Annotated in this window: 23 protein-coding genes; 10 read left to right on the top strand and 13 right to left on the bottom strand. The window is 64.0% G+C overall.

The genetic code is table 11. From position 1 onward, the window contains the following. Positions 1-35 precede the first annotated feature (35 nt). The 6 genes from J1C48_RS10015 to J1C48_RS10040 all read right to left on the bottom strand — a co-directional run bounded on the left by J1C48_RS10015 (position 36) and on the right by J1C48_RS10040 (position 6,414). Entirely contained in the window at positions 36-1,547 is a 1,512-nt protein-coding gene (locus tag J1C48_RS10015) for an ABC transporter substrate-binding protein (RefSeq protein ID WP_207257700.1), read from the bottom strand. A 92-nt stretch (positions 1,548-1,639) separates the two neighbouring features. After that, positions 1,640-2,512 (bottom strand): carbohydrate ABC transporter permease, encoded by an 873-nt coding sequence (locus J1C48_RS10020; RefSeq protein ID WP_207257701.1) that lies wholly within the window; start codon positions 2,510-2,512, stop codon positions 1,640-1,642. Further along, entirely contained in the window at positions 2,512-3,402 is an 891-nt protein-coding gene (locus J1C48_RS10025) for a carbohydrate ABC transporter permease (RefSeq protein WP_231081681.1), read from the bottom strand. The genes J1C48_RS10020 and J1C48_RS10025 overlap by 1 nt, the downstream gene beginning before the upstream one ends. Positions 3,403-3,530: 128 nt before the next feature. Further along, positions 3,531-4,202 (bottom strand): class II aldolase/adducin family protein, encoded by a 672-nt coding sequence (locus J1C48_RS10030; RefSeq protein WP_207257702.1) that lies wholly within the window; start codon positions 4,200-4,202, stop codon positions 3,531-3,533. Then, positions 4,199-5,071, bottom strand: coding sequence for an HAD-IIB family hydrolase (locus tag J1C48_RS10035; protein WP_207257703.1), 873 nt, complete (start codon positions 5,069-5,071; stop codon positions 4,199-4,201). Before J1C48_RS10035 ends, J1C48_RS10030 begins: the two co-directional genes overlap by 4 nt. Then, positions 5,071-6,414, bottom strand: a complete 1,344-nt coding sequence (locus J1C48_RS10040) for an iron-containing alcohol dehydrogenase (protein ID WP_207257704.1) — start codon at positions 6,412-6,414, stop codon at positions 5,071-5,073. Before J1C48_RS10040 ends, J1C48_RS10035 begins: the two co-directional genes overlap by 1 nt. Positions 6,415-6,519: 105 nt before the next feature. On the opposite strand from J1C48_RS10040, the gene J1C48_RS10045 reads away from it, so the two are divergent. The 6 genes from J1C48_RS10045 (at position 6,520) to ugpC (ending at position 13,605) form a co-directional block, all read left to right on the top strand. Next, positions 6,520-7,506 carry a sugar-binding transcriptional regulator gene (locus J1C48_RS10045; RefSeq protein ID WP_207257705.1) on the top strand — a complete coding sequence of 329 codons (987 nt, stop codon included), beginning with the start codon at positions 6,520-6,522 and terminating at the stop codon, positions 7,504-7,506. Between the two features lie 83 nt (positions 7,507-7,589). Further along, on the top strand, positions 7,590-9,077 hold the full coding sequence (locus tag J1C48_RS10050; protein ID WP_207257706.1) for a xylulokinase: 1,488 nt from the start codon (positions 7,590-7,592) through the stop codon (positions 9,075-9,077). Positions 9,078-9,413: 336 nt separating this feature from the next. Beyond that, entirely contained in the window at positions 9,414-10,724 is a 1,311-nt protein-coding gene (gene ugpB / locus J1C48_RS10055; protein WP_207257707.1) for a sn-glycerol-3-phosphate ABC transporter substrate-binding protein UgpB, read from the top strand. A 73-nt stretch (positions 10,725-10,797) separates the two neighbouring features. Beyond that, the gene (gene ugpA, locus J1C48_RS10060) at positions 10,798-11,682 is read left to right on the top strand and encodes a sn-glycerol-3-phosphate ABC transporter permease UgpA (protein ID WP_207257708.1); all 885 of its coding nucleotides are present in this window, start codon (positions 10,798-10,800) and stop codon (positions 11,680-11,682) included. An 8-nt stretch (positions 11,683-11,690) separates the two neighbouring features. After that, positions 11,691-12,539 carry a sn-glycerol-3-phosphate ABC transporter permease UgpE gene (gene ugpE, locus J1C48_RS10065; RefSeq protein ID WP_207257709.1) on the top strand — a complete coding sequence of 283 codons (849 nt, stop codon included), beginning with the start codon at positions 11,691-11,693 and terminating at the stop codon, positions 12,537-12,539. A 1-nt stretch (position 12,540) separates the two neighbouring features. Beyond that, the gene (ugpC, locus tag J1C48_RS10070; RefSeq protein ID WP_207257710.1) at positions 12,541-13,605 is read left to right on the top strand and encodes a sn-glycerol-3-phosphate ABC transporter ATP-binding protein UgpC; all 1,065 of its coding nucleotides are present in this window, start codon (positions 12,541-12,543) and stop codon (positions 13,603-13,605) included. Between the two features lie 68 nt (positions 13,606-13,673). On the opposite strand, the gene J1C48_RS10075 is transcribed toward ugpC, so the two are convergent. From J1C48_RS10075 to J1C48_RS10090, 4 genes are all read right to left on the bottom strand, one after another. After that, positions 13,674-14,255 carry an ABC-type transport auxiliary lipoprotein family protein gene (locus tag J1C48_RS10075; RefSeq protein ID WP_207257711.1) on the bottom strand — a complete coding sequence of 194 codons (582 nt, stop codon included), beginning with the start codon at positions 14,253-14,255 and terminating at the stop codon, positions 13,674-13,676. Positions 14,256-14,511: 256 nt separating this feature from the next. Next, complete coding sequence (locus J1C48_RS10080; RefSeq protein WP_207257712.1) at positions 14,512-16,749, bottom strand: MlaD family protein; 2,238 nt, start codon at positions 16,747-16,749, stop codon at positions 14,512-14,514. Continuing rightward, positions 16,749-17,588, bottom strand: a complete 840-nt coding sequence (locus J1C48_RS10085) for an ABC transporter ATP-binding protein (RefSeq protein WP_425523495.1) — start codon at positions 17,586-17,588, stop codon at positions 16,749-16,751. Before J1C48_RS10085 ends, J1C48_RS10080 begins: the two co-directional genes overlap by 1 nt. Before the next feature lie 25 nt (positions 17,589-17,613). Beyond that, the gene (locus tag J1C48_RS10090) at positions 17,614-18,801 is read right to left on the bottom strand and encodes an ABC transporter permease (protein WP_207257714.1); all 1,188 of its coding nucleotides are present in this window, start codon (positions 18,799-18,801) and stop codon (positions 17,614-17,616) included. 165 nt (positions 18,802-18,966) lie between these two features. On the opposite strand from J1C48_RS10090, the gene dgcA reads away from it, so the two are divergent. Further along, positions 18,967-19,947 carry an N-acetyl-D-Glu racemase DgcA gene (gene dgcA / locus J1C48_RS10095; RefSeq protein WP_207257715.1) on the top strand — a complete coding sequence of 327 codons (981 nt, stop codon included), beginning with the start codon at positions 18,967-18,969 and terminating at the stop codon, positions 19,945-19,947. A 74-nt stretch (positions 19,948-20,021) separates the two neighbouring features. Here the strand turns inward: dgcA and J1C48_RS10100 are convergent, their stop codons facing one another. Next, entirely contained in the window at positions 20,022-21,962 is a 1,941-nt protein-coding gene (locus J1C48_RS10100; protein ID WP_207257716.1) for a DUF4139 domain-containing protein, read from the bottom strand. On the opposite strand from J1C48_RS10100, the gene J1C48_RS10105 reads away from it, so the two are divergent. Both J1C48_RS10105 and J1C48_RS10110 read left to right on the top strand, forming a co-directional pair. Further along, entirely contained in the window at positions 21,910-22,599 is a 690-nt protein-coding gene (locus J1C48_RS10105; RefSeq protein ID WP_207257717.1) for a hypothetical protein, read from the top strand. The genes J1C48_RS10100 and J1C48_RS10105 overlap by 53 nt on opposite strands. A gap of 248 nt (positions 22,600-22,847) precedes the next feature. Next, on the top strand, positions 22,848-23,264 hold the full coding sequence (locus tag J1C48_RS10110; RefSeq protein WP_207257718.1) for a DUF4864 domain-containing protein: 417 nt from the start codon (positions 22,848-22,850) through the stop codon (positions 23,262-23,264). A gap of 33 nt (positions 23,265-23,297) precedes the next feature. Here J1C48_RS10110 and tgt read toward each other — a convergent pair whose 3' ends face one another. Continuing rightward, positions 23,298-24,431, bottom strand: a complete 1,134-nt coding sequence (gene tgt, locus J1C48_RS10115) for a tRNA guanosine(34) transglycosylase Tgt (protein WP_207257719.1) — start codon at positions 24,429-24,431, stop codon at positions 23,298-23,300. Between the two features lie 230 nt (positions 24,432-24,661). Between tgt and J1C48_RS10120 the strand changes: the two genes are divergently transcribed. Then, the gene (locus J1C48_RS10120; protein WP_207257720.1) at positions 24,662-24,988 is read left to right on the top strand and encodes a DUF1236 domain-containing protein; all 327 of its coding nucleotides are present in this window, start codon (positions 24,662-24,664) and stop codon (positions 24,986-24,988) included. Positions 24,989-25,059: 71 nt separating this feature from the next. Here the strand turns inward: J1C48_RS10120 and queA are convergent, their stop codons facing one another. Beyond that, positions 25,060-26,154 carry a tRNA preQ1(34) S-adenosylmethionine ribosyltransferase-isomerase QueA gene (queA, locus tag J1C48_RS10125; RefSeq protein WP_207257721.1) on the bottom strand — a complete coding sequence of 365 codons (1,095 nt, stop codon included), beginning with the start codon at positions 26,152-26,154 and terminating at the stop codon, positions 25,060-25,062. Between the last annotated feature and the right edge of the window lie 47 nt (positions 26,155-26,201).

Genomic DNA, 26,201 nt, shown 5'->3' on the forward strand with positions numbered 1-26,201 from the left:
CCGATCAAAGGCCGCGCGGGCTGAAGCAGGACGCGTCAGCTTTTCAGGACGGCTTCGACCTTGGTCTTGATGTCGTCCATCGCCGCTTTCGGGCTGTCATACTGGCCGGCGAAATACTGGCCGAGCGCCACCGGGATGGTGTCGGACGAAATCTCAGCCCATTCCGGCAGATCCGGTTCGGAGCCCATATATTTCGAGATCGTCTCGCGCACGACCGGCAGGTGCCTTGTGGTGCCGGCGCCGACCCGGGCATTGGCCTTCACCCGCGGATCGTCATAGACGCTGGTGCGGGTCGGCCCGGTACCACCGCCAAGGACGGTGATCAGCGCCTGGGTGTCAGCGGCCGTCGCCCATTGCATGAAGACCCAGGCAGCGTCCGGGTTCTTGGAGTATTTCGACACCGCCAAGCTCGAGCCGCCCTGATGGCCGACGCCCGGGATCTCGCCGAAGCCGGTCTTGTCGGGGGAAATCAGGGTGATCGCCTTCGGCGGCACCGCCGCTTCCATCAGGCCGGAGATCTTGCCCGACTTCGGATCGTCGAAGAACGGGAAGAACTCGCCCCAGGACAGCATCGAGGCGGCGACACCTTGGCTGACGGATTGGCCCTCGCCGTCCCAGGTCCAGCCGTCGACGCCCGGCGGCATCGTCTTCTTCAGCTTGTCCCAGTATTCGATCGCCTTGATGCCGGCGTCGTTGTTGCCGACGAATTTCCGGTCGGTATCGAAGATCTGGCCGCCATGGCCCCACAGCCAGCAGGTCCAGTCGCATTCGAGGCTGTAATGGCCGGACTTCATCTGGCCGGTGGTGCCGTAGAGCTGCGGGCCCTTGGCCTCGGTGATCTTCTGGGAGTTCGTCAGCAGCTCATCCATCGTCTCGGGCGCCTTGAGGCCGAGCTCGTCATAGATGTCCTTGCGGTACTGCATGATGAAGATCGGGATGTCGTAGGGCACGCCCACCCAGCGATCCTTGTATTTGGCGATGCCGTCGACCAGCGGCGGCAGGAAGTCGTCGATATTGTAGTCGGGATAAGCGAGATCCGGCTTGTCCTTGATCTGCTCGCGCGGATCGAAGACGTCCTGGCTGAAGTTCGCCGCCCAGCTCTGATCGATATAGTAGAGATCGTAGGTGCCGAGCTGCGAGGCGACGTCGAGGGTGAGCTTCTGCAGCACCTGTTCGAGCGGCAGCACCTCGATCTCGATCTTGATGCCGGAGGCCTTTTCAAAGAACGGCTTGAGGCTGTTGGCGATGGCGTTGGACGGCGGGGTGGATTCGGTGGCGAGCCGCAACGTCGTGCCGGCGAAGGGCTTGCCGACGTCGGCGAGCCACTTCATCATCTCAGGCGAGGGCTCCAGCGAGCCCTCCGCGAAGGCCGACGGCGCCAGATTGAAGAAGGGCCGCCGCCCCGACAGGCCGAAGCCGGCTCCGAGCGCTCCGACCGACAGGCCGAGCTTTCCGGCCGCGCGCAAAAAGCTGCGGCGGTCCATCTGACCTTTCACGTAGCGGTCGGTCACCGATGCGAGATAGGTCTTGCGTTGCCAATCTCTCATGACTGCTTCTCCTCCTCTTGCGATGGTTCTAGCCACCCATCGCTGCGGCTTGGCCTTCTGGGCGCGCCTCCCTCCCGGAGGGTTGCCCGGCCCTATTGCTTGAGCGAGCCCATGGTCAGGCCGCGCACCAGATGCCGCTGAACGGCGAGCACGAAAATGAACGCCGGCACGATCGCCGCCGCGCCGAGCGCCGCCATGTTGCCCCAAGCGGTCCCAACCGAGGTGACGAAGGTGGTCGAGACCACCGGCACGGTCTTGATCTGCGTTTGAGTCAGGGTCAGCGCGAACAGGAATTCGGTCCAGGAAAAGATGAAGCACAGGACCGCCGTCGCGGCGATGCCACCGCGCGCCATCGGCAGGACGATGCGGCGAAAGATCAGCCAGCGGCTGGCGCCGTCGACGACCGCACTTTCGTCGATCTCCTTCGGCACGTCGTCGAAGAAGCTCTTCATCAACAGGACGGCGAGCGGCAGGTTCATCAAGGCATGAATGAGGATCATGCCGAGATAGGTGTCGAGCAGGCCAAGGGTCTTGTACATGAAGAACATCGGGATCGCGACGGCGACCGGCGGCATCATCCGGGTCGACAGCACCCAGCCGACGAAGCTGTGGCGGGCCCGGAAATGAATGCGCGACAGGGCATAGGCGGCCAGCGTCGCGATCGCGACGGCAAGGATCGTCGAGCCAACGCCAATGACGATCGAATCCCACAGTCGCGGCGCCATGTAGAAATTGCCGCCACCGGGAGTGACCGTCAGGCTGCCCTGGCCGAAATGGATGCCGAACACCTTTTGAAAATTGTCGAGGGTCGGCGAAAAATCGAAAATCTTCGGCGGACGCGAGAAGATGTCGCGGCCATCGCGAAAGGCGACGCTGGTCCAGTAATAGATCGGGAAGAAGAACAGCCCGGCCACCAGCCAGGCTGCCGCGATCCGCAGATATCTCGAGAGCGAGGAACCGGGCATCACCACCTCACCTTCGCGACCTTGATGAAGACATTGGCGATGATCAGCACGATCAACAGCATCACCAGGCTCAGCGTCGCGCCATAGCCCCATTTGACGAAGGAGAAGGTCTGCTGCCAGGCATAGAGGCTGAGCGTGTAGGTCGCCGTGCCCGGCCCGCCGGAGGTCATGACGAAGACGTAGTCGAAGACGCGGAACAGATCGATGCCACGGATCAGGACGGCGATGGCGATCACCTTCGACATCATCGGCATGGTCAGCCGCCAGAAGGTCTGCCACGGGCTGGCGCCATCGATCATCGCCGCTTCATAGGGCTCGGATGGCAGAGCGCGCAGACCGGCAAGCAGGATCAGCACCATGAAGGGGGTCCACTGCCAGATCTCCGCGAGAAGCACGCCGGCGAGCGCATATTGGGTCGTTGCCAGGATCGGCGTCGCGGGGCTCAACAGTCCGATCGCTTTCAGCACATAGGAGATGACACCGAACTGCGGATCTTCCATTAGGAGATACATCATGCCGGCGATGGCCGGCGGGATGACCAGCGTCATGGTCAAAATGCCGCGCAGGAATCCAAAGCCTGGCTCATCGGCATCGAGCAACAACGCAATCGCCATCCCGAGCACCAGCTCGACCGCCAGCGCGATACCGAAATAGATGAAGGTGACCGTCAGCGACTGCCAGAACCGGGTGTCGGCCCAAAGCTGCGCCCAGTTGCGCCCGCCGACCCATTCCAGGGCACGGCGCCGGGGCACGAACTCATGAAAGCTCAGCCAGATATTGTAGACAAGCGGGAAGATCGTGAAGACGACCAAGATCGCAATCAACGGCATGAGCCACGGCAAGGGGTGATCGGAAACCACCCGTCGACGGACAAGGTCCGAAGTCGTCACCTATCTCTCCTCCCGCGCCCTGCCCGATGCCTCCCAACATATTAGCGGCAGATGCACTACTAATCTTAATTTTAACAGCTTATTTTCGGCGCGACAAGCTTGTTTCGCAATATCTTTACTGACTGAAATTAATCTGAATTTCTCTCAAACTGCCTTCCGTAGCTCGAAAACCCATTCAATACTTGGGAAATCTGTTTATCTGAGAGAATCATCGGCCCTCCATCGAGTTGCAGGCTATAATAATATTGCTTAGCTAGCGTCTCCAATTCGACCGCACGCCACATCGCCTGATCGAGATCGCCCCCCAAGGCGATCATGCCGTGATTGGCCATCAGGCAAGCGGCGCGATCCTTGAGTGCAGCAAGCACCAACTCTGATAATTCCGGCGTGCCGTAGCGGGCATAATCACAGCATTTCACGTCGTTGCCGCCGAAGACCGCGACCATATAATGGCAGGCTGGAATCGATCGCCTCGTAATCGCGAGGGTCGTGGCGAAGGTCGGATGGGCATGGACGATGGCGCCGGCATCGGGGCGGGCACGCAGGATGTCGCGATGAAAGCGCCATTCGGTCGAGGGTTTCAGCGGCCCATGCCATTCGCCGTCCTCACCGCCGAGCGGCATGGTGACGATCATCTCCGGCGTCATCTGATCATAGGGCGTGGCGCTCGGCGTCAGCAGCATGGTATCGCCGTGCCGAGCGGAGATGTTGCCGGAGGTGCCCTGATTGAGGCCGGAGCGGTTCATCTCCAGGCACAGATCGATGATCTTCTGGCGCAGCGCGCGTTCGCTCTTGGTCATGGGTGCAGACCCGTCGACGCTTCGATGGATCGAGCGGCGGTTTCGGCACCAGGAGGGTTTGCCGAAACCGCGCCCAGACGTGCCGAGAGGATCAACTCGGCAATCTCGACGAAGCCGCTTCCACCGCGCGCCGAGGCGACGAAGGCGGGCGGGGTGTCGATCTCGTCCTGAAAGTCCAGGACATTGGCGACGCCGCAGGCGTTCGGGAAGAAGCCGAACATCGGCGCATCATTCGGGCTGTCACCGGCAAAGACAATCCGCTCGCGCGCGGCGTCAAGGTCGATGCCGAGGATTTCGCGGGCGAAGCGGCGACTCATCGACAGTTTGTCGTAGTCGCCGAACCAACCATTGACGTGGATCGAGGAGATTTTGGCGATCGCCCCCTCGGCTTCGAAAATCGCCTTGATACGGGCGACGGCAGCGCGATCGAGCGGCGCGACGTCTTCGCAGAAATCGATGGCAAGATCGGCCTCGCGATAGAGCTGGTCGGCAGAAATGGCCGCCCCTGGCACCTCTTCGAGGATCCGTGCCCCGACCGCATCGAGCCGGCGGCGATTGTCGGCGCGTTCGGCGTCGGTCGCAAAAAAGCTCCGGCGCATGCGTCGCTCGGCGGCGTCATAGGAGAAATAGAAGGCGCCGTTTTCGCCGACAACGCCGGTTACCGGCCAGAATCGGGCGACCATATCGCACCAGCCGGCGGGCCGGCCGGTGATCGGCGCCACGAACAGCCCGGCCTCGTAGAGCGCCTCCATCGCCGCGTAGGAAGCGGCGGGAAGCCGGCCATCGGTGGTCAGCGTGTCGTCGATGTCGGCAAAGACGCCGATGATCGAGGCCGCGACGTCGCGCGGCATGTCGGCGAGCGGGCGCATCACATCTCCCCCGCGGCAAAATCGTCGAGCAGGCCGGAATCGGCGGCCAGATCGAGACAGGAGAACCGATTGCGCATTTCGCGGCAATGGATGACCGCTTCGCGGTAAAACTCGACCGGGACGCCAAGATCGGCGGCCGTGCGCGGTGCGCCGGCGGCCTCCAGCAGCCGGTCCATCTCGGCAACCGGCAGCATGAACGCTTGGCATTCCTCGCGTAGCTGCGGCCAAAGGGCGTCCATGCGCGCGTTCAACTGCGCCGCAGCATCCGCGTCGAGGGCCTTCTTTTGAACTTCGGCAAAGCATTCGGCGGCGATCGCTGGCCCCATGCGCCGCTCCATATCGGCGCGGTCGATCCGCGTCGCGCGCAACCGGGGCGGCGTCGGCGAGGCCAGCATCTGCTGCTGCAGCCGGGCGAGCGTCAGCGAGGCGACGCCGACCTGCTGGCCATGCAGCGTGCCGGGATGCCGCTCGCCGGCAAAGCAGTCGATATAATGGGAAATCTGGTGCTCACCCATGGAGCCGTGATTGGAAATGCCGGTGAAGGAGATACCGAGCCCGCACAGCGTCAGCACCCGGTAGAGATAGCCGATCGCGGCGATGTCGCCAGTCTTCACCCCGGCCGCGCGGCGATTGAGTTCGGCCTCGTCCGCCATCTGGATCGTATAGGGCACCTGTTCGTAGCGGCTGCCGAGAAGGCGATGCGACACCCACCAGTCAATCTGGGCGACAGACCGGGCCATGCAATCGCCGAATCCCGCCGCCGCCAGATGCCGCGGCGCCTCGGCCGAGACCGTCAGATCGACGAAGAAGCCGCGCGGCGCGATCGAGGGCAGCGAGACCTTGAGGCCGCTTTCCACCGTAATCGAAGCGGTCGACGAGGTGTAGCCGTTCATCGAGGCTGCCGTGCCGAACACGCAATAGGGTCGCCTGTCCTCGGCTATGACGAATTTGGTCAGATCATTGATCGTGCCCGAGCCAACGGCGATCGCGCCGCTGCAGCCTTTCAGGCGCTCGCGCAGATCCGCGACGTGGGCGATGTCCGCATGGGGATGATCAAGGATGATCGCGGTCACAGTCTGGCCTGCAAGAGCCCGCTCAATCCGCGCGCCCATCGCCTCATAGGTCGCCGCGTCCGCCACCAGTGCGAGCCTGTCGCCCAGCCGCATCGACGCGACGAGATCAGCCTCCCGTCCCTCCAGGCTTTCGGCGATGACAACGCTTTCATAGTCGACGATGGCCGGCTTGCCGGTGTCCGGATGCAGCCAGCTGCCGTCGATGATCTCATCGATCAGCGTGGTCCAGCGCCCCCCCCCGGAGCGGTGTGCGGCACCGATTTCGCTCATCGTTGCATGGCCTCCCGTTGATGGCATTTGACGAGGTGGAGCAGCATTTGTCAAGCATATGATAATTTCTTTTGACATTCGTCAGCGACGTGGCATCGTCTCGCCATGGACCGCAAGACGACATCCACCGGGGACGGTCGCAACCCCGCTGCCCCGCCCCCCGAATTCGACGACGTCGTTGTCTGGGCGGCCTGGCTCTATTATGTCGATGAGATGACCCAGGCCGAGATCGCGCAACACCTCGGCGTGTCGCGAGCAAGCGTCGCCAACTATCTGCAGGATGCCCGGCGCAGCGGCGTGGTCACCATCCGGGTCGACGGCGGCACGCTCGAGCATGTCACCTTGTCCCGAACGCTCGCCGAACGCTTCGGCCTGGCCTCGGCGAGCGTGGTCCCGGCCCTTCCCGACGCGCCGGTCGACGACCGGCTGGGAGCCGCCGCCGCGCGGGTTCTCACCCGCTCGCTGGTGCCCGGCGACATCGTCGGCGTTGCCTGGGGACGCACGATCCTGGCGGCAGCGCGTGCGGCCGAGCCGACCAGCGTCGCCGATCTCACCATCGTCCAGGTCTCCGGCAGTTCGGCGAGTTCGGCCGACTTTGCGCCGGAGCTGTGCACCACGCTGCTGGCCAACCAGCTCGGCGCGCGCTGCGTTAATCTGCATGCGCCGGCAGTGTTGTCGAGCCGCGATCTGAAGGAGCGACTGCTCGAAGAGCCGTCGCTGAAGCGGCAGTTCGGCCTGATCCGCTCGGCGACGAAGATCGCCTTTGGCGTCGGCGAGTTGGGTCCCGAAAGCACCTTTGCCAAAAGCGAAATGATCGCCGCCGAAACCTTGGCGGAAGCGCGGCGCGACTTCGACGCCAAAGGCGTTATCATCGGCCGGATGATCGATCACCGCGGCGCGCCGGTCGCGAGCCCGATCGAGGACGGCATCGTCGGTATCTCGCTCGAGGATCTGAGACGCGTGCCATATCGCCTCTGCGCCGCGGGCGGTGTCAAGAAGATCGAGGCGATCCGCGCGGCCCTCGCCGGCGGCTATGCGACCCATTTCGTCACCGACTCCGCAACCGCCGAAGCGCTGTTGTCCGTGCCCTGACGACGGATCGGTGAGATCAGCGAATTCGACGGTCGAGGGAGGTTGGCCGCCGGGCGATCGCCGCATATCTGGGAGGACGCGACATGACACGCACCGTTATCGGGATCGACAGCTCAACCCAAAGCACCAAAGTCGTCGCGTTCGACGCGGCAGGCAACGCCCTGGCCGAGGGGCGCGCGAGCCACGACATCGCCTCCCCCGCACCCGGCCATCACGAGCAGGATCCGGACTGGTGGTGGGACGCGCTTCGAACCGCGCTTGGCGAGCTCTGGCAGAGCGTCGATGCGGGTTCGGTCGACGCGATCGCGATTTCCAATCAGCGCGAGACCGTGGCGTTTCTCGATGCGAGCGGCGCAGCGCTCAGACCGGCGATGCTCTGGCTCGACGAGCGCGCCTTCACCACCTACGAGGCCTTCGCCGAGCGGCTTGGCCATGAATTCCTGCATCGCACCACCGGCAAGCCGATCGACGTCATCCCGGTCGCCAACCGGCTCGACTGGATGCGCCAGAACGAGCCGGAAACGCTGGACGCGACCGCGACGATCGCCGACGTCCAAGCCTATCTCACCGGCCGCCTGACGGGGCGCCGCTGCGCCAGTTGGTCGAGCGCCGACCCGTTCGGCATTCTCGACATTCAGGCGATGGATTGGTCGATACCGATCTTGGAGGCCGTCGGCGTGCGACGTGATCAATTACCCGAACTCGTGCGCCCCGGCAGCCTCGTCGGGCGCGTGACGAAGGAAGCGGCCGAACGGCTGGGTCTGAAGACCGACACGCCGGTCTTTGCCGCCGGCGGCGACGGCCAATGCGCCGGCCTCGGCACCAACGCGTTCGAGGCCGGGACGATCTATCTCAATCTCGGCACGGCCACCATCACCGGCGTCTACTCGCCGACGCCAGCGATCAATCGCAACTGGCGCACCATGACCGGCCCGACCGGCGAAGGCTATTTCCTCGAGTCGATCCAGAAGACCGGCGCGTTCTTCGTCAACTGGGTGGTCGACACCTTCTGCGGCGGCCGCGACGATCCCCATGTCTTCGAACGGCTGGAGGCCGAGGCGGCCAAGCTGCCGGTCGGCGCGGATGGCGTGACCATGACCCCCCATCTCGCCGGCGTGATGAACCCGCATTGGGATCCGGCGGCCCGGGTGGCGATCGTCGGGCTCTCCGCCAATCATGGCAAGGCGCATCTCTACCGGGCCGCGATCGAGGCGATCACCGTCGAGATCGCCCGCGGAATTGCGGCGATGCGCGGTGAAGGGCTGACTCTCGAACGCATCCGGGCGATCGGCGGCGGCGCCAACAGCCCGCTGTGGATGCAGATGATCGCCGATGCCACCGGCCTACCGGTCGAGCGCAGCACCACGGTCGAAGCCTCGGCCCTCGGTGCTGCGATCATCGCCGCGACGGGGGAGGGGTGGTTCGGCAGCTTCGACGCGGCGGCCCACGCCATGACCCGCGTTGCCGGGATCGTCATGCCGCAGCCAAGCGAGCGCGCTGAATGGGACCGTTTCTCGCACCGACAGGCGGGCCTTTACGGCGCCACCAAGGCGTACGGCCGCGACTGGTAAGTGCCGCATCGGATCATGCGCGAAAGTATCTGATTGCGCAGGCTGTCAATTCCGCCCGCCGTCAGCCGCCATCCGGCCCCACTTGCCTTTTCTTATCGCCATGTCTGCACCGGCGCCCGCCGTGCAGTTAAGTGTCTGCGACGTCCCAATTGCGTGAATTGCGATTACCGCCGCTCGGATTGAGGCAAGTTGCAGAGTGCGATTCAAAGATGACTGTAAGAAAACTGTCACACCGCAATCTGCACCGTGGTCAAGCACTATTTCACATTGCGTCATCAAAGTTTTGCAGAGAGCCGCCAATAAGCGGGCCGCCAAGTTTCAATAAAGGGATCTCCTATGAATATCCGCAGCCTGGTCCTGGCTGGCGCTCTCGCCGCCACCACGGCCCTCCCCGCTTTCGCCGCGACCGAAATTCAGTGGTGGCACTCGATGGGCGGCGCCAATGGCGAAAAGCTCGAAGAGATCGCCAACGAATTCAATAAGTCGCAGAGCGAGTACAAGATCGTCCCGGTCAACAAAGGCAAGTATGCCGAGTCGATGACCGCCGCGATCGCTGCGTTCCGCGCCGGCCAGCAGCCGGACATCCTGCAGGTGTTCGAGGTCGGCACCGGCACCTTCATGGCCGCCAAGCAGGCGATCTATCCGGTCGAACAGCTGATGAAGGACGAGGGCGAGACCTTCGACCCGTCGGTCTATCTGCCGGCCGTGACCGGCTATTACGAGACCACCAAGGGCAAGCTCCTCTCCTTCCCGTTCAATTCCTCGACGCCGATCCTCTATTACAACAAGGACGCCTTCAAGAAGGCCGGCCTCACCACGCCGCCGAAGACCTGGGCGGACATGGCCAGCGCCGCGACAAAGATCGTCAAGTCTGGAGCGGCCAAGTGCGGCTTCACCACGACCTGGCCGTCCTGGATGAACGTCGAGAACCTCTCGGCCTTCAACAATGTGCCGCTGGCCACCGAGCAGAACGGCATGGGCGGTCTCGATGCGAAGTTCGTCTTCGCCGAGAAGGGTCTCGTCCCGATGCACTGGGCGAACCTTGCCAAGTGGCAGAAAACCGGCGCCTACCAGTATCGCGGCCGTACCGGCGACGCGGTGCCGAGCTTCACCTCCGGCGACTGCGCGATGATCATTGAATCCTCGGCCGGCCGCGCGGCCATCTTGAAGTCGTCGAAGTTCAACGTCGGCTTCAGCATGATGCCTTACTATGCCAGCCAGAAGGGCGCGCCGCAGAACTCGATCATCGGCGGCGCTTCGCTCTGGGTGATGCGCGGCAAGCCGGAAAGCCACTACAAGGGCGTCGCCAAGTTCTTCACCTTCCTGTCGCAGCCGAAGATCCAGGCCGAGTGGCACCAGTTCACCGGCTATCTGCCGATCACCAAGGCGGCCTACGAGCTCTCCAAGAAAGAGGGCTACTACAAGAAGAATCCGGGCGCCGAGATCGCCATCAAGGAAATCACCCTGAACAAGCCGACGGAAAACTCCAAGGGTCTGCGCTTCGGCGATTACGTCCAGATCCGCAACGTCTTCCAGTCGGAAATCGAGCAGACGCTGAACGGCTCCAAGACCGCCGAGCAGGCGGCCAAGGACGCCGAGGCAAAGGGCAACGAGATGCTCCGCGCCTTCCAGCAGTCGCACGAGTAAGCAACGGACTTGACGAACACGGCCCCGCGCATTGCGCGGGGCCGTCCCTTTTCATTCTATTTGAACGGTTTCGATGGCCGAAAAACGCGTTGTCTTTCGCGGCTGGTGGTTCCCGGCGCTGTTATTGCTGCCGCAGCTGGCCATCACACTCATTTTCTTCGTCTGGCCAGCCGTCCAAGCGGTTCGCACGTCGTTCTACCAATCCGACGCTTTCGGCTTCGGCGAACGATTTGTCGGCCTTGCCAACTATACCGCGCTGTTTGCCTCGCCGGGCTATCTCGACTCGATCTGGACGACCATCGTCTTCTCGCTCGGCGTCACGGCGCTGACGCTAACGATTTCGCTGGGCTTTGCCGCCGCCGTCGACCGCATCATTCGCGGCAACAGCGTCTACACCGCAATGCTCGTCTGGCCCTATGCGATCGCTCCGGCGGTTGCGGGCGTCTTGTGGTGGTTCATGTTCGATCCCTCGATCGGCATCATCGCCTACAGCATCCGGGCGCTCGGCATTTCCTGGAACAATCTTCTCGACGGCAACGACGCGATGATCCTCGTCGTCGTCGCGGCGGCTTGGCGGCAGATCTCCTATAATTTCATCTTCTTCCTCGCCGGCTTGCAATCGATTCCGCGCTCGATGCACGAGGCGGCGGCGATCGACGGCGCCGGGCCGCTGAAGCGGTTCTTCACGATCGTCTTGCCGCTCCTGTCGCCGACGCTGTTCTTCCTGATCGTCATCGACATCGTTTATGCCTTTTTCGAAACCTTCGGCGTCATCGACGCTACCACCCGCGGCGGCCCCGGCCATGCGACCACGACGCTGGTCTACAAGGCCTTTCAGGATGGGTTTCTCAGCCAGAATTTCGGCTCCTCGGCCGCCCAGTCGGTGGTGCTGACAATCATCGTCGTCGCCCTCACCGTCATCCAGTTCCGCTTCGTCGAGCGGCGCGTCCATTACTGAGAGCGAACATGGTCGAAAATCGCCCCTGGCTCACTATCCTGACCCACGTCACGCTGATCGCGGGTCTCATAATCGTGCTATTTCCGGTCTGGATCGCCTTCGTCGCCTCGACCTATCCGCCGGAAACCTTCATCAGCGGTGTCGTGCCGCTTTTGCCCGGCTCGCACCTCATTGAAAACTACCGGGAGGTGCTTTCGGTAGGCGCGGCGCGCAATGGTCTGCCGCCGGTGCTGCCGATGCTGCTTAACAGCCTCGTCATGGCGCTCGGCATCGCGTTCGGCAAGATCGTGATCTCGCTGCTGTCGGCCTTCGCCATCGTCTATTTCCGCTTTCCTTTCCGGATGGCAGCGTTCTGGATCATCTTCATGACGCTGATGCTGCCGGTGGAGGTGCGCATCGTGCCGACCTATCAGGTGATCGCCGACCTCAACATGCTGAATTCCTACGCCGGCCTCACCATACCGCTGATCGCTAGCGCCACCGCGACCTTCCTCTATCGTCAGTTCTTCCTGACGGTGCCGGACGAACTCGTCGAAGCGGCGCGTATCGACGGCGCTGGCCCATGGAAATTTCTGAAGGACATCGCGATCCCCTTGTCGCGCACGTCGACCGCGGCGCTGTTCGTGATCCTCTTCATCTATGGCTGGAACCAATATCTCTGGCCGCTGCTCGTCACCACCGACCCGAATTATTACACGGTGGTGATGGGTATCCAGCGGTTGATGCAAGCCCTCGACAACGAGCCGCTGTGGAACCTGGTGATGGCCGTCGCCATCTTGGCAATCCTGCCCCCCGTGATCGTCGTGATGGCAATGCAGAAGCTCTTCGTGCGCGGTCTGGTCGAATCGGAAAAGTGACGTGGCAAATATTGAACTGAAAGACGTCCGCAAGGTCTACAACAACGTTTTCGAGGCCGTGAAAGGCGTGTCGCTGTCGGTTGCGGACGGCGAGTTCGTCGTGCTCGTCGGCCCCTCCGGCTGCGGCAAGTCGACCTTGCTGCGGATGGTGGCGGGGCTCGAATCCATCACCTCCGGCACGGTTGCGATCGGCGACAAGATCGTCAACACGCTGGAGCCCGCCCAGCGCGACATCGCCATGGTGTTCCAGAACTACGCGCTCTATCCGCATATGAGCGTGCGGGGGAACCTTCAATACGGGCTGAAGAATCGCAAGATGGCCTCCGCCGAGATCGCCCGGCGGGTGGCCGAAGCGGCGAAGATGCTGGAGATCGACGCACTGCTCGACCGCAAGCCGGGCCAGCTTTCCGGCGGCCAGCGCCAGCGTGTCGCCATGGGCCGCGCCTTGGTGCGCGAGCCGGCCGCCTTCCTGTTCGACGAGCCGCTGTCCAATCTCGACGCCAAGCTGCGCGTCCAGATGCGGGCGGAAATCCGCCGTCTGCAGCGCCGGCTGCGCACGACGAGCCTTTATGTCACTCACGACCAGCTGGAGGCGATGACGCTCGCCGATAAGCTCGTCGTCCTCAATGGCGGGGTGATCGAGCAGGCCGGCACGCCGATGGAGATCTACGAGCGGCCGGCGAGCACCTTCGTCGCGACCTTCATCGGCTCACCGGCGATGAACCTCCTGCCGATCGGCGACACCGGAATCTCCGGCATGACGGCACCGGAGGGGATCACCTCCCGCTTCAAGGCGTCCGAGACGCTGGGTATCCGGCCGGAACACATGCGGTTGCTCAACAGCGACGGCGCCATGGCGGACGAAGCGGTCCTCGATCTGACGGTTGCGGGCGTCGAAGTCGTCGGCGCCGAAAGCTTCGTCTATGGCGCCCTGCCCGATGGCGGCCCCGAGGTCGCGGTGCGAATTGCCGGCTACAGCCATCTGGAGCCCGGCACCGCTATCCGCGCAGCGGCGAGGCCGGAAGCGTTTCACCAATTCGACGGCGCCAGCGGCAAGCGGCTCTGAAAGGCGAGGCGCAGCCGGGCGATATCGCGCGTTCGGCTTCGCCGGCCCGCCCCCCGGATGCGGCGCTATCAGATCAGCGTCAGTGTCCAGGTGACGATCTGGGCGGTGATCTGGTCGAAGGCCTGGTTCAATGCCGCGACATAAGCGGCATTGCCGCTACCGCTGACGGGAACCGCCACGGAAAAGATCTTCGTCCGCTTGACCGAGCCGTTGCGGTCGTTGAGCGCTTTCACCGACATATCGACACGCGCGACTGGCGCGCCGGAGGCGTCGATTTCGAACCGGCGAATCTCCATGACCAGCTGGTAATCGATCGCCAGGCCCTGCCCCGGCACACCGACGGCGCCGATGCGGCCGGTATTCTCGAAAGCCTGTAGCATACGCAGCTGGACCATCCGCGGCAGCCGGTCGCTCCACTGGCTCTTGCCGAGATACTCGATGGCATAAGGCGCGGTCTTGACGACGATCTTGTCGTTGTCGAGCGTCTTGATCGCGGTCGGCTCGGGGATCAGGATCTGGGCGCGGGTGGCACCTGTGACCGCGACATTGGCCGGCGCCGACAGCTCAAACGTGTCCGGAGGCGTCGACGTGCAGCCGGAGATCAGCGCCGCAAGGATCACGGCCAGCATCGATGTCTTCACGGCGTTCATCGTCGCGATGATCCCCCTCGGTTTTTGGCGGGCAGAGCCCGTCGTGGCACCATCGCCTCTACGGAAGCTGGATTCGGTGCCTGTCATCGTTGCTTGCATCGGCGCGGACGGCTGTCAATTGACCTTGCCGTCGCGACCGCGCGGCCGCTGCGAGAAACTTCTCAGGCGGGGCGCGATTGTCACAAGTCACGCGCCGACCGAAGTTTTTGACGGACGCGCCGGCCACTTGCGGGCCGCCCAAGCGCCGCGTACTGGCTCAGCGACGGGTGCGCCCGTTGAACTGTTTGACCTGATCGCCGCCATAGAGGATCCGGCTCGGATCGCTCGAAAAATCCGAGACGGCGTTGTCGATCCGGTCGACCGTGCGGTTGACGCTGCGCATCAGCGTCTGGAATTGCTGCAGGCCCTGGCCCGAGAAGCGCTGCAGATCGGCGCTGATCGGCTTGATCTGCGCCTGGATGGAGCGGGCAGCATCGCGCACCGACGTCAGCGCCCCGGCGAGATCGGAGCCGAGCTGGTTGCCGTTGCCGGCGCCGGCGAAGACGCCGTTGACCGAATTGATCACGCTGTCGATCTTGGACGAGGCGGTCTTCAAATTCTGCGACGTCGCATCGACATTGGCGATGATCCGGTCGATGTCGGGTCGCTTTTCGCCGATGTCGTTGGCAACGCCGGCGATCGAGTTGGCCGCCTTGGCCACGTTGTCGGTCGCGGCCGAGACGTTATCGACGGCGGCGTTGACCTTGGCCGGATCGACGCTGGCGAGCAGCGTGTCGACCTGTGCGCGAGTCTCGGAGAAGCCGTTGACGGCGGTGTTGATGGTCGCGACGGCCGTGTTCACCCGCTCGATGATCGACTGGATCTCCGGCGTCTTCTCGCGCACCGCGCTGGTGATCGCGGTGACGTTGCCGATCGCCGTGTCGATGCCGGCGGTGTCGACGCCGTCGACCACCCGCTTGGCGCTGTCGAGCGTCGTGTTCAGCTTTTCAGACGCCTCGGTGACATTGGCGGTGATCGGGCCGAGGCTCGCCATCAGCTTGTCGATCTCGCCCAGGCGCGCAGCCACCGTGGTGGTGATCTGATTGACGTTCTGGGCGGTGTGGGCAATGCCGCTGATCGCCGTCGAGATCGCTTCCTTCTGATCGTCCACCGTCTTGGTGATCGAGGCGACGTTGGTCGCCGCCGAAGAGAAGGCATCGACCGCTGCGGCGACCTTGTCGGGGTCGACGGACGCAACCAGCCGGTCGGCGTTCTGCAGGGTCACGTCGACACGATTGGCGACACGGTTGGCGGTGTCGGACAGCGGCGCGAGATTGGCGATCGTCTCGTCGATCTGTTCGCGCCGGTCGGCCACCGTCTTGGTGACAGCCTCGACATTCTTCACCGCGTTGGCGGCGCCCGAGACGATACCGTCGATCGCGCGGGCCTGATCCTTGAGGGTCTGGCTGAGCGAGGCGACGTTGGTCGCCGTCGTCGAGACACCATCGAGGGTCTGCGAGACCTTGGCCGGATCGACGGCGGCGATCACCTTGTTGGTCGACTGCAGCGTCGTGTCGAGGCGACCGGCGACGTCCGTCGCCTTGTTCGCCAACGGCCCGAGCGAACTGATGAAACTGTCGATGCCGTCGGCATTGTTGGTGATCACCGTGCCGATTTTGCCGACGCCATTGGCGGCCGACTGCACCGCGTCCATCACCGTACCGAACTTGTCGGACTGCTGGCGGACATTGGCGGTCACCGCCGTGACATTGTCGACGATCTGCGACACTTCGTTGGTATCGACGGCGCCGAGGATGGCCTGGGCCCGGGCGATCGCCCCCGGCAGGGCTTCGGCGACGTTGCGGGCGCTGACCGTCAGCTTTGACAGGCTGTCGACGAAGGAGTCGATATTGCCGGTGTTGCGGGCGAGCGCCGCAGTGAAGGTCTCGACGTTTTGAGAGGTCTTGGAGACATTGGCGATCGTCGTCTGCACGCCTGGGCCGGCATCCTTCACGATGCTCTCGAACTGGCCGAGAATGTTGTTCGCCCGATTGGCGATATCCCGGGCCGTCGCCAGAATATCGGTGACATCGGACGGATTGGCCTTGATCACGGGGGTCACACCCTGGGCGCGGGCTTCTTCGATCAGATTGCCCTGTGAGGGCGTTCCGCCCTTCAACTCGATGAACGCATAGCCGGTCAGACCCTGGAAGCCGATATTGGCCTGGGTGTTGTCCTTGATCGGAATGGTCGGGTCGACCAGCGTCGAGGCGATGACCACACCGGGATTGTTGTTGTCGATCCGCAACCCCGTCACCTGGCCGACGGGCAGACCGTTGAACAACACATTGCTGCCCTGCTGCAAACCGGTGACCGAGCCCTCGATCCGCACCAGCAGAAGCACGCGATTGTCGCCCTTGGAGGCAAAAACCGTCCAGTAGGTGAAGCCGATCGCCAAAGCGAGCACGACCAGCGTAAAAATGCCGACACGGACGTAATTGGCCTTGGTTTCCATCAGGCGGCTCCAGCGGATTTTTCAGACGGCATTTCCTGCGACGGCGCCTGCGGAATGACCACCGTGCGCGCGCGTTTGCCGTGGAAATAGGATTTCACCCAGGGGTGATCGTAATCCAGCATCTTCGACAGCGGCCCTTCGACCAGCACCTTGCGGTCGCCGAGCACGGCGATGCGGTCGCAGGCCTGGAACAGGCTGTCGAGGTCGTGGGTGACCATATAGACGCTGAGCCCGAGCGTATCGCGCAGCGTCATGATCAGCTGATCGAAATCGGCCGCGCCGATCGGATCGAGGCCGGAGGTCGGCTCGTCGAGGAAGACGATCTCCGGATCGAGCGCCAGCGCCCGGGCGAGCGCTGCGCGCTTGATCATGCCGCCGGAGAGTTCGGACGGATATTTGTCGGCCGCATCCGGCGCCAGGCCGACGAGATCGATCTTCAGTCGGGCGAGATCCTCGCGCAGCTTTGGCGACAGGTCGAGATATTCGCGCATCGGCACTTCGATGTTCTCGCGCACCGTCAGCGAGGAAAACAGCGCGCCGTGTTGGAAGAGGACGCCCCAGCGCCGCTCGACCGAAAGCTTTTCGCGCTCGCTCGCCGCGTGATAGTCGATGCCGAACACCTCGATCGTCCCGCCCTGCTTGGCGTTGAGGCCGAGGATGGTGCGCAGGAGAACCGACTTGCCCGCGCCGGATGGGCCGACGAAGCCAAGGATTTCGCCGCGCCGCACGTCGAGCGAGAGATGCTCCAGGATCTTCTTCTCGCCGAAGCTGACATCGACGTCACGCGCCCGGATGATGATGCCGTCATCACCGGCGGTGCTCGCTGTGTCTGCAGGCATGGAGGACATCGCGCGTTTCAAGGTCTCACAGTCCGATCGAGGCGTAGAAGATCGCAAACAGCCCATCCATCACGATGACGAGAAAGATCGACTTCACCACCGAGGCGGTGACGCGCAGGCCGAGACTTTCCGCGCTGCCGCCGACCTTCAGCCCTTCCAGGGCGCCGACGATGCCGATCACGATCGCCATGAAGGGTGCCTTGATCAGGCCGGAAAAGACAGTGAACAAATCGACGCTGGTCCGGATGCCGTTCAGATAGTTGGCAAACGAGATGCCGGAATAGAGATACAGGGTGACCATGCCGCCGAGCAGCGCCGCCAGATTGGCGAGCACGGTGAGCAGCGGCAGGGCAATGGTCAGCGCCACGAGACGTGGAAACACCAGAACGCCGATCGGATTGAGGCCGATGACATGCAGCGCATCGATCTCCTCGCGCATTTTCATCGACCCGATTTCGGCCGTGATGGCGCTGCCAGACCGGCCGGCGATCATGATCGCCGTCAACAAGACGCCGATTTCGCGCAGCACCAGAATCCCGACGAGATTGACCGCATAGACCTCGCCGCCGAAGCGGCGCAGCTGGAAAGCCCCCTGCTGGGCGATGATGCCGCCGATCAGGAAGGTGATCAGGGTGATGATGGGGATCGCTTTGACCCCCATCTGGTCGACCTGGTTAAACACCGCCGCCGGACGGCGCTGGGTGCGGCCGGTCAGGCGATAGCCGGCGCCGTAGATTGCGCCGCCGATGATATTGAGCGCCCCAACCGCTTCACCGCCCATCGAATAGACGCCGCGGCCGATCGAATCGAGCATCCTGACGACGATGTTCGCGCGTCGCTTTTGCGGCTCGGGCCGCGGCCGATCCATGGCGTTGCGCACCGCTTCAAACAACGCCTCGTCCCGCGCGGACACACCCGCGAGTTCTGCGGCGCGCCCTTCGCCGCTCAGATCGCGCTTCAAGCGTTCGAGAACATAGGCGCCAGCGGTATCGATCCGGCCGATTTCGGAACAATCGAGCGTTATGCTCTTGCCGAGGTTGGATTGCGCGGTCTCCTGAAGCAGGCCTTCCAATTCGCCGATCGTGCGCGCCAGCCAGTCGCCGCTCGCCTTGAGGCAAACGCCACCATCCCGCTTCTCGCCTTCGAGCGCGGGTTTGACGGCCGACAGGCGGCTGCGGGGCAGAGCCCGATCGGGCGATGTGGCCTCAAGCATGGTCCCTCGTCCGCGCGCCACGGTTGGTCTGCCTCGGTCCCACCGCCGAGATGGAACCAGCAGAAAAGACATGACAATCATGCCCGTGGAATCGCGACTATCGACTTCACTGACACAGCGCTTCATGGGAATAAACCGCGACCATACGCTAGGAGATCTTTTACCATGCCGCGTCGTCTTTCGGTCACAGTGGAGCAATTCCCGCTGAAGCATGTGTTTCGCATCGCGCGGGGCAGCAAGACCGAGGCGGTGGTCGTCACTTGCCGGATCGAAGATGAATACGGCGCCGGTTGGGCCGAATGCGTGCCCTACCCGCGCTACGGCGAAAGCGTCGACAGCGTCACGGCGGCAATCGAGAGCGTGCGCGAGCTGATCGAGAGCGGCGGCTCACGCCAAAGTCTGGAGGCGGCGCTCGGCGCCGGCGCGGCGCGCAATGCCCTCGACTGCGCCCTTTGGGATCTCGAAGCCAAGTCCACTGGCAAGCCAGTGGCGGCAATCGTCTGCGGCGACACGCCGCGTCCGGTCGAAACCGCCTTCACGATCAGTCTCGACAGCGCCGAGCGGATGGCGAGCGAGGCTCGCGCCTGCGGCCGCGACCTTCTCAAGATCAAGCTCGGCACGGCGGACGACCGCGAGCGGATCCAGGCGGTGAAGGCGGCGGCCCGCGGCGCCCGGCTGATCCTCGACGCCAATGAGGGCTGGACCGCGGCGAACATTCGCGATCATTTGCTGGCTGCCGCTGCGGCCGGCGCCGTGCTGGTCGAACAGCCGCTGCCGGCGGACCAGGACGAGATCCTCGGCAAAATCCCGCATCCGGTGCCGATCTGCGCCGACGAGTCGCTGCATATCGGCAAGGATCTTGCAGCGCTCGTCGGGCGCTATGACTACGTCAACGTCAAGCTCGACAAGACCGGCGGCCTCACAGAAGCGGTCCGGCTGTTCGCTCAAGCGAGGGAGCATGGCTTCGGCGTCATGGTCGGCTGCATGGTCGGCTCGTCGCTCGCGATGGCGCCGGCACTGCTCTTGGCCCAGCACGCCGAGATCGTCGATCTCGACGGGCCGCTGCTGATCGCCCGAGACCGCGACCATCCGCTGACCTATTCCGGCTCGATGGTCTCTCCACCCGACCCGAAGCTCTGGGGCTGAATGAGCGCGCAAGTGCCTGCCGCGAACAGTCTGACGTGCGGACCCTTGCGCCACCGTCGCGCGGTCCGCCCCGATCACATCGCCCGAATTTTCCGGCGCAGGTTCTCCGCGATGCGGTCGCGCTCGCTTTTCAGCCCGGCGATCTGCCCGTCGATCTTGGCCAACCGGTCCTCCTGTTGGCGCATCTCGCTGAGATAGCGATCGCGCAGGTCGCCCTCACCCACCGCCTTGATATTCTCGCGGATACGATCCTGCGCGGCGAAGATGTCGGATTTTTCCGCATTCACGCGATCGATCTGCCGCTCGAGGTCGGCCTTCTTCGCCTGGATGGCCGCCAGTTCGCCGAGTTCGGCCGCCATCGCCGGATCGCTCGCCGCTTTGGAAAAGCGCAGCAGCTGGGCCTGATCGGCGTCAACGAGCGCAAACCCCTCGTCGCCAGCCTGCTGGTCGACCGCCTCGATCTCGGCACGGCCATGGGCCGGCACTTGCGCCGCCAACCGATAGGCGTCATCGCTCTCGCCGATCTTGGCGGCGCTCTTCAGCTGCCAGCCAGCGAGCTTGGGATGGGCGATCACCAGCTTGCGGGCGTCCGCGCCGCTATTGGCCGCAGCATAGATGGTCTTTTGCTCCTGCGTCCACTTGTAATGCAGAACGCCGTCGACAACCTTGAGGTCGGTGATCATTTCCGTTGGACGTTCAATGGTGTTGACGGTGATCTTGCGATCGAGAGCGAACTGTACCTGACGCGATTGCCCGGCCGGAACCGGCAACAGCGTCGAATCGCCGACATAGCCCGAAGCGTCGTAGACCGTGACAATCCCCGCCGGTAACGCCGCGCCGGTGGCGTTGTCGAGGCTGACGGCCGCGCGCGGATGAATGACGTTGTCGCCCGGTGTCAACACCGCGATCCGCTCCGCCGGAACGTCGGCATCAACGATCGGCACCGACAGCGTCGAGCCGGCGGCAAGCGTCACCGGCTGCGGCAACGGATAGGTCACCGACACGTCGCCCTCGACCGCCTTGCCGACATTGCTGGCCGCTCCCATCGAAAATTCCGCCGCCGGAACCGGCGGGGCTTCACGCATCAGATGATCGGCAAACACCGATGCGCTTCGATCGGCTTGTGCCGGGGCGCGGGCCATTTTGAGCGACGGCACGTCGCCGCGGTCGGCCGCCGGCACGCCCTGGCGATCAACGAAGACCGGCACCGCCGGCCGCGCAGTGAAATAGGGATCGTAAAGGTTTTGGCGGAGCGTCACCGGCGAGCCCGAGGAAAGCTGCACCTTCACTTCCGACCAATCCTGGCCGGTCGCGTTCTCGATCACCGCCCAGCTCTGCAGCCGGCCCTTGCCATCGGGCCCAATCACCAGCCGGTGGGAGGATTTCCAGACCGGCGCGGCAACGACATAGTCGAGTTCGACCGTTCGCTTGCCGGTGCCGTCGACCGTCACCGCAACCTGCCGGGTATCGTCTGACAGGCTGTTGGAGAGGCCGGCGGCCGCCCGTTTCAGCGCCGCATCGGTCTTTTCGTCAAGAACTTCGAGCGCCGTGTCGGCGACGATCGGCAGCGAGCGCACCTGGCCGTCATCGGCGAGGACCGTGACAATCGCGAGCGGCGTGGTGGCCTTGTCGTCCAACGGTTTAACCTGCTCCGGCGCGACGCCGAGCACGATACCGGTCACGGAGTGGTCGCCTTCGATCCGGATCCGCGCGCCTTTCAGCTTGCGCAAGAGCTGCGGCAGCGAGGCGAGATCGGCGGGCTGAAACCGCGCCGAGTGGGCGAACTCCCGGGCCTTGACCGAGCCCTCCAGCGACACCTGGGCAACGCCGCCTCCCGGATTGCGCACGACCAGGCTCTTCAGCACGTCGTTCACCTGATCGACCGGCACCGTCATGGTGATCGTCTCGTCGCCTGAAACGGCCGCCTGGCGCACAACCTCGGCGACGCCGCCGGAATAGAGCGTGATCGCGCTGATCGCGCCGGTCTTCACCGCCCGCTGCGAATCGGCCGACACGCTTGCGTCAGCCGGTGCCTGCGTCGGGGGGGATTGTGCTGCTTCGATCATTTGGGCCCCCGCCAGGATCGTTGTCGCGAAAAGTGTGGCGGTCGTTGCTGTCGTGATCAGTCCGAATCTGCGCATGGAAACTCCAATCGTCGCGGTCGGCCGTACCGGAACGGCGGCGACAGGGGCAAACCCGATCGCCGATTGCGGCAAGGCCCGCTTACGCGGTCAATTTGTCGGGCATTCGTGGCGAGTTGAAGAAGACCGCCGCGCGCTTGCACCGAAAAGCGCCGCCGAGCCAACGGGGCCGTCGCCGGCGCCGTGTCGCAGCGGCAACGCAGATGACGATACGTCAGACTGCAGACTTGTCTTGGCTTCAAAATTGGCGAATCATCCCGCCATGAGCGAGCACCGCACCCATTCCGAAGACGCCGCCGCCATCACCGCTCGGGTGACGAAGGCCGCAGCCGATCTCAACGCCGCCTTATGCGCGGCCGCCGAAGCGGAAATTCCGGTCAGTGTGATGGTATGCCGCCAGCCCCTGCATCCCGGTGCCGCCGGGCCGGAGGTCCATCTCGTTGAAGTCTCGCACCATCTCCACCAGGAAGGCCGGCGGCCGGAAGATCTCCATTCCGCCAACGACGACTAACCCTTTGAATCGGCGCATCGTGCTTTCCGAAAATCGATTCCGATTTTCGGGCCGGTGCTGTAGCGAGTCGTGCGTCCGGCAGGACTCCTGCGCGAGAAGGCGCGGCGCGTTGCCGCCCTCACGGCCAATTGACCATGCGACGGCTGTCCAGCCCAGCGGATGCGCGCCATGCTTGGCTCCAGGCTTCCCTTTTGGCGCCAGCACGCGCGGTTTGGGCTGACGCTCATCGGCGATGAAGGAGACATGTGATGAAAGCCGCCTCCATTCTGATACTCTGCGCGGCCCTCTTTGCTGCAACCCCGTTAGCGGCGCGGGCGGACGACGCCTCGGACATTCAAGCCACGATCCGCGCGCAGCTTCAGGCGTTCAATGCGGGTGATGGCGCCACCGCCTATTCCTACGCCGCACCGAATATCAAGGCGCTGTTTCCAAGCCCCGACATCTTCATGACGATGGTGAAGTCGGGCTATGCGCCGGTCTACCATTCCCACAATGCCGTCTTCGGGGCGCTAACGCCGGAGGGCGATGGCTTTCGCCAAGAGGTGCGCCTGACCGGCGACCAAGGTCACAGCTGGATTGCCAGCTACACCCTCGCGCGTCAGTCCGACGGATCGATGAAAATCACCAGCTGCACCCTGCGCAAGGGCGACGACGTTGCGGTTTGACCGGTTCACCCGCAGCCACGGGCGCCGCATTCCTCAAACGATCGGCGCGATGTCGCCCCTGGCCCAGCCCTCGCTGACGTCCTGGGAGAAATCGTCGTAGCGCCCGGCCTCGATAGCGGCGCGGATACCGGCCATCAGCGACTGGTAGTAGGCGAGATTGGTCCAGGTCAGCAGCATGCCGCCGAGCGACTCGTTGCTGCGCACGAGGTGATGCAGATAGGCGCGGGAGTAATCACGCGTTGCCGGGCAGTCGGAGGTTTCGTCCAGCGGGCGATGGTCCTCGGCGTGACGGGCATTCTTCAGATTGATCTTGCCAAAACGGGTATAGGCCAGGCCATGGCGCCCGGCGCGGGTCGGCATGACGCAGTCGAACATGTCGATCCCTCGCGCGACCGAGCGGACGATGTCGTCCGGCGTGCCGACGCCCATCAGATAGCGGGGCTTGTCTTCCGGCAGCACCGGCACCGTCTCGTCGAGCGTCCTCAGCATGACGTCCTGGGGTTCGCCGACGGCGAGGCCGCCGACGGCATAGCCCTTGAGATCCATCGCCCGCAGCCGCTCAGCCGAACGCTGCCGCAGATCGATCAGATCGCCGCCCTGGACGATGCCGAACATCGCCTTGCCCGGTTGATCACCGAAGGCGACGGCGCAGCGCTCGGCCCAGCGCAGCGACAATTCCATCGCCCGCTCGATCTCGGCGCGCTCTGCCGGCAGGCGAATGCACTCGTCGAGCTGCATCTGGATGTCGCTGTCGAGGAGGCCCTGAATCTCGATCGAGCGTTCCGGGGTCAGCGCATGCACGCTACCGTCGACATGGGAGCGGAACGTCACGCCCTTTTCGTCGAGTTTGCGCAGCTCGGCGAGCGACATCACCTGGAAGCCGCCGGAATCGGTGAGGATCGGATGCGGCCAACGGGCAAAGTCGTGAAGACCGCCGAGCCTGGCCACCCGCTCCGCGCCGGGCCGCAGCATCAGATGATAGACATTGCCGAGGATGATGTCCGAGCCGAGGTCGCGGACCTGGTCGAGATACATCGCCTTGACCGTGCCGGCCGTGCCGACAGGCATGAAGGCGGGCGTGCGGATGGTGCCGCGCGGCATGGTGATCTCGCCGCGGCGGGCGCGGCCATCTGCCGCAATCAGCTTGAAGGTGAAGTGTTCGCTCATGGGAAACCCGGTATCGCGCCACGCCTTCCGTGGCAACGCAGAAGCTTGGTAGACACGGCCTTGCCATTGAATCGACGGCCTCTTTCGGCGCCGACTGGCGGCCGCTCGATGGCATGCGACCACTCGCGAATTCTTACAATCGACCGAGAGACGTTAACAAAAATCGGGAACGGGATCGCCATCAGCGCTGTTGTTGGCCCGAACTGAACAGTCCGAAAGGAGTCGGAACGATGAAACGCATTCTTCTCGCTGCCGCCCTCGCTGCCGCCGTGCCCGCTGCCGCTTTGGCTCAGACCACCACCACCACGACCACGGTGGAGACAACCCAGCCGGTCCAGCCGGAAACCAAGGTGATCCGCACCTATGTCACCAAGGAAAGCCGCGAGTCGTTTGATGCCGGCGACGGCTACACCGTCGCGGTCGGCACCGATCTTCCGGCGCCCGTCCCGCTGTATCGCCTGCCCGACGATGTCGGCCCGTATCAGTACACGGTGGTGAACCACAAAACGGTCGTCGTCGACCCGACGACCCGCAAGGTCATCGAGATCATCGAGTAATCGTCACGATCACAACGTCGCATCGGACGGGGCCGCAAGGCCCCGTCTTTGCGTGAGGCCTTCCAGAACGCTTAGGGCTCGGCGCGGTCGAGCAGGCAGGCGTCACCATAGGAATAGAAGCGATAGCCGGTGTCGATGGCGTGAGCATAAGCCGCCCGCATCGCATCGAGGCCCGCAAAGGCAGAGACAAGCATGAACAGTGTCGAGCGCGGCAAGTGAAAGTTGGTGAGCAGCCGATCGACCGCCTTGAACCGGTAGCCGGGAGTGATGAAGATGTCGGTCGCCCCGGCAAAGGGTCGGATCTTGCCATCCTCCTCAGCCGCGCTTTCTAGCAGTCGCAGCGACGTCGTCCCGACCGCGACAATTCGGCCGCCATTCTGGCGCGCGGCGTTGAGGCGGTCCGCCGTCGTCGCATCGATATGGCCGATTTCCGAGTGCATGCGATGGGCGTCGGTGTCGTCGGCCTTGACCGGCAGGAAGGTGCCGGCCCCGACATGCAGCGTTAGAAAGGCCACGTCGACGCCAGCCGAACGCAACGCCTCCAGCAGTGCCGGAGTAAAATGCAGCCCTGCCGTCGGCGCCGCCACGGCGCCGCTCTCCCTGGCAAAGATCGTCTGATAGTCGCGGCGGTCGGCCTCGTCTTCCGCCCGCTTGGAGGCAATGTAGGGCGGCAGTGGGATGTGGCCGACGGTTGCGATCGCTGCATCGAGGGACGGACCTTCAAGATCGAAATGCAGCAATGCCTCACCGCCCTCACCGCGATCCTCGACCATTGCTGTGAGGCTCAGCGCTTGCGGCGTCTCATCACCGTTGGCCGCAAATATGATCCGATCGCCGACCTTGACCCGCTTGGCCGGGCGCAGAAAGGCGCGCCATTGGCCGGGTGCGACACGCATATGCAGCGTCGCCTCGATCCGCGCCACGCCGTCGCCCGTCGTCACGCCCGTCCGTTTGCGGGTGCCGGACAGCCGCGCTGGAATCACCTTGGTGTCGTTGAAGACCAGCATATCGCCGGGCGCGAGAAGCGCTGGCAGGTCGCGAATGCGATGGTCGGCAAGACGTCCCGCCTCGCCGACGTGCAAAAGCCGCGCCGCTTCGCGTGGCACGGCAGGCCGGAGGGCAATGCGCTCCTCCGGCAACTCGAAATCGAACAGATCGACGCGCATGGGTCGCGGCCGAGACCTTCTTAATGCAACAGCGCCGCACGTCTGCC

This window comes from Jiella flava (assembly GCF_017349315.1).
In the GTDB taxonomy this organism is placed as follows: domain Bacteria; phylum Pseudomonadota; class Alphaproteobacteria; order Rhizobiales; family Rhizobiaceae; genus Jiella; species Jiella flava.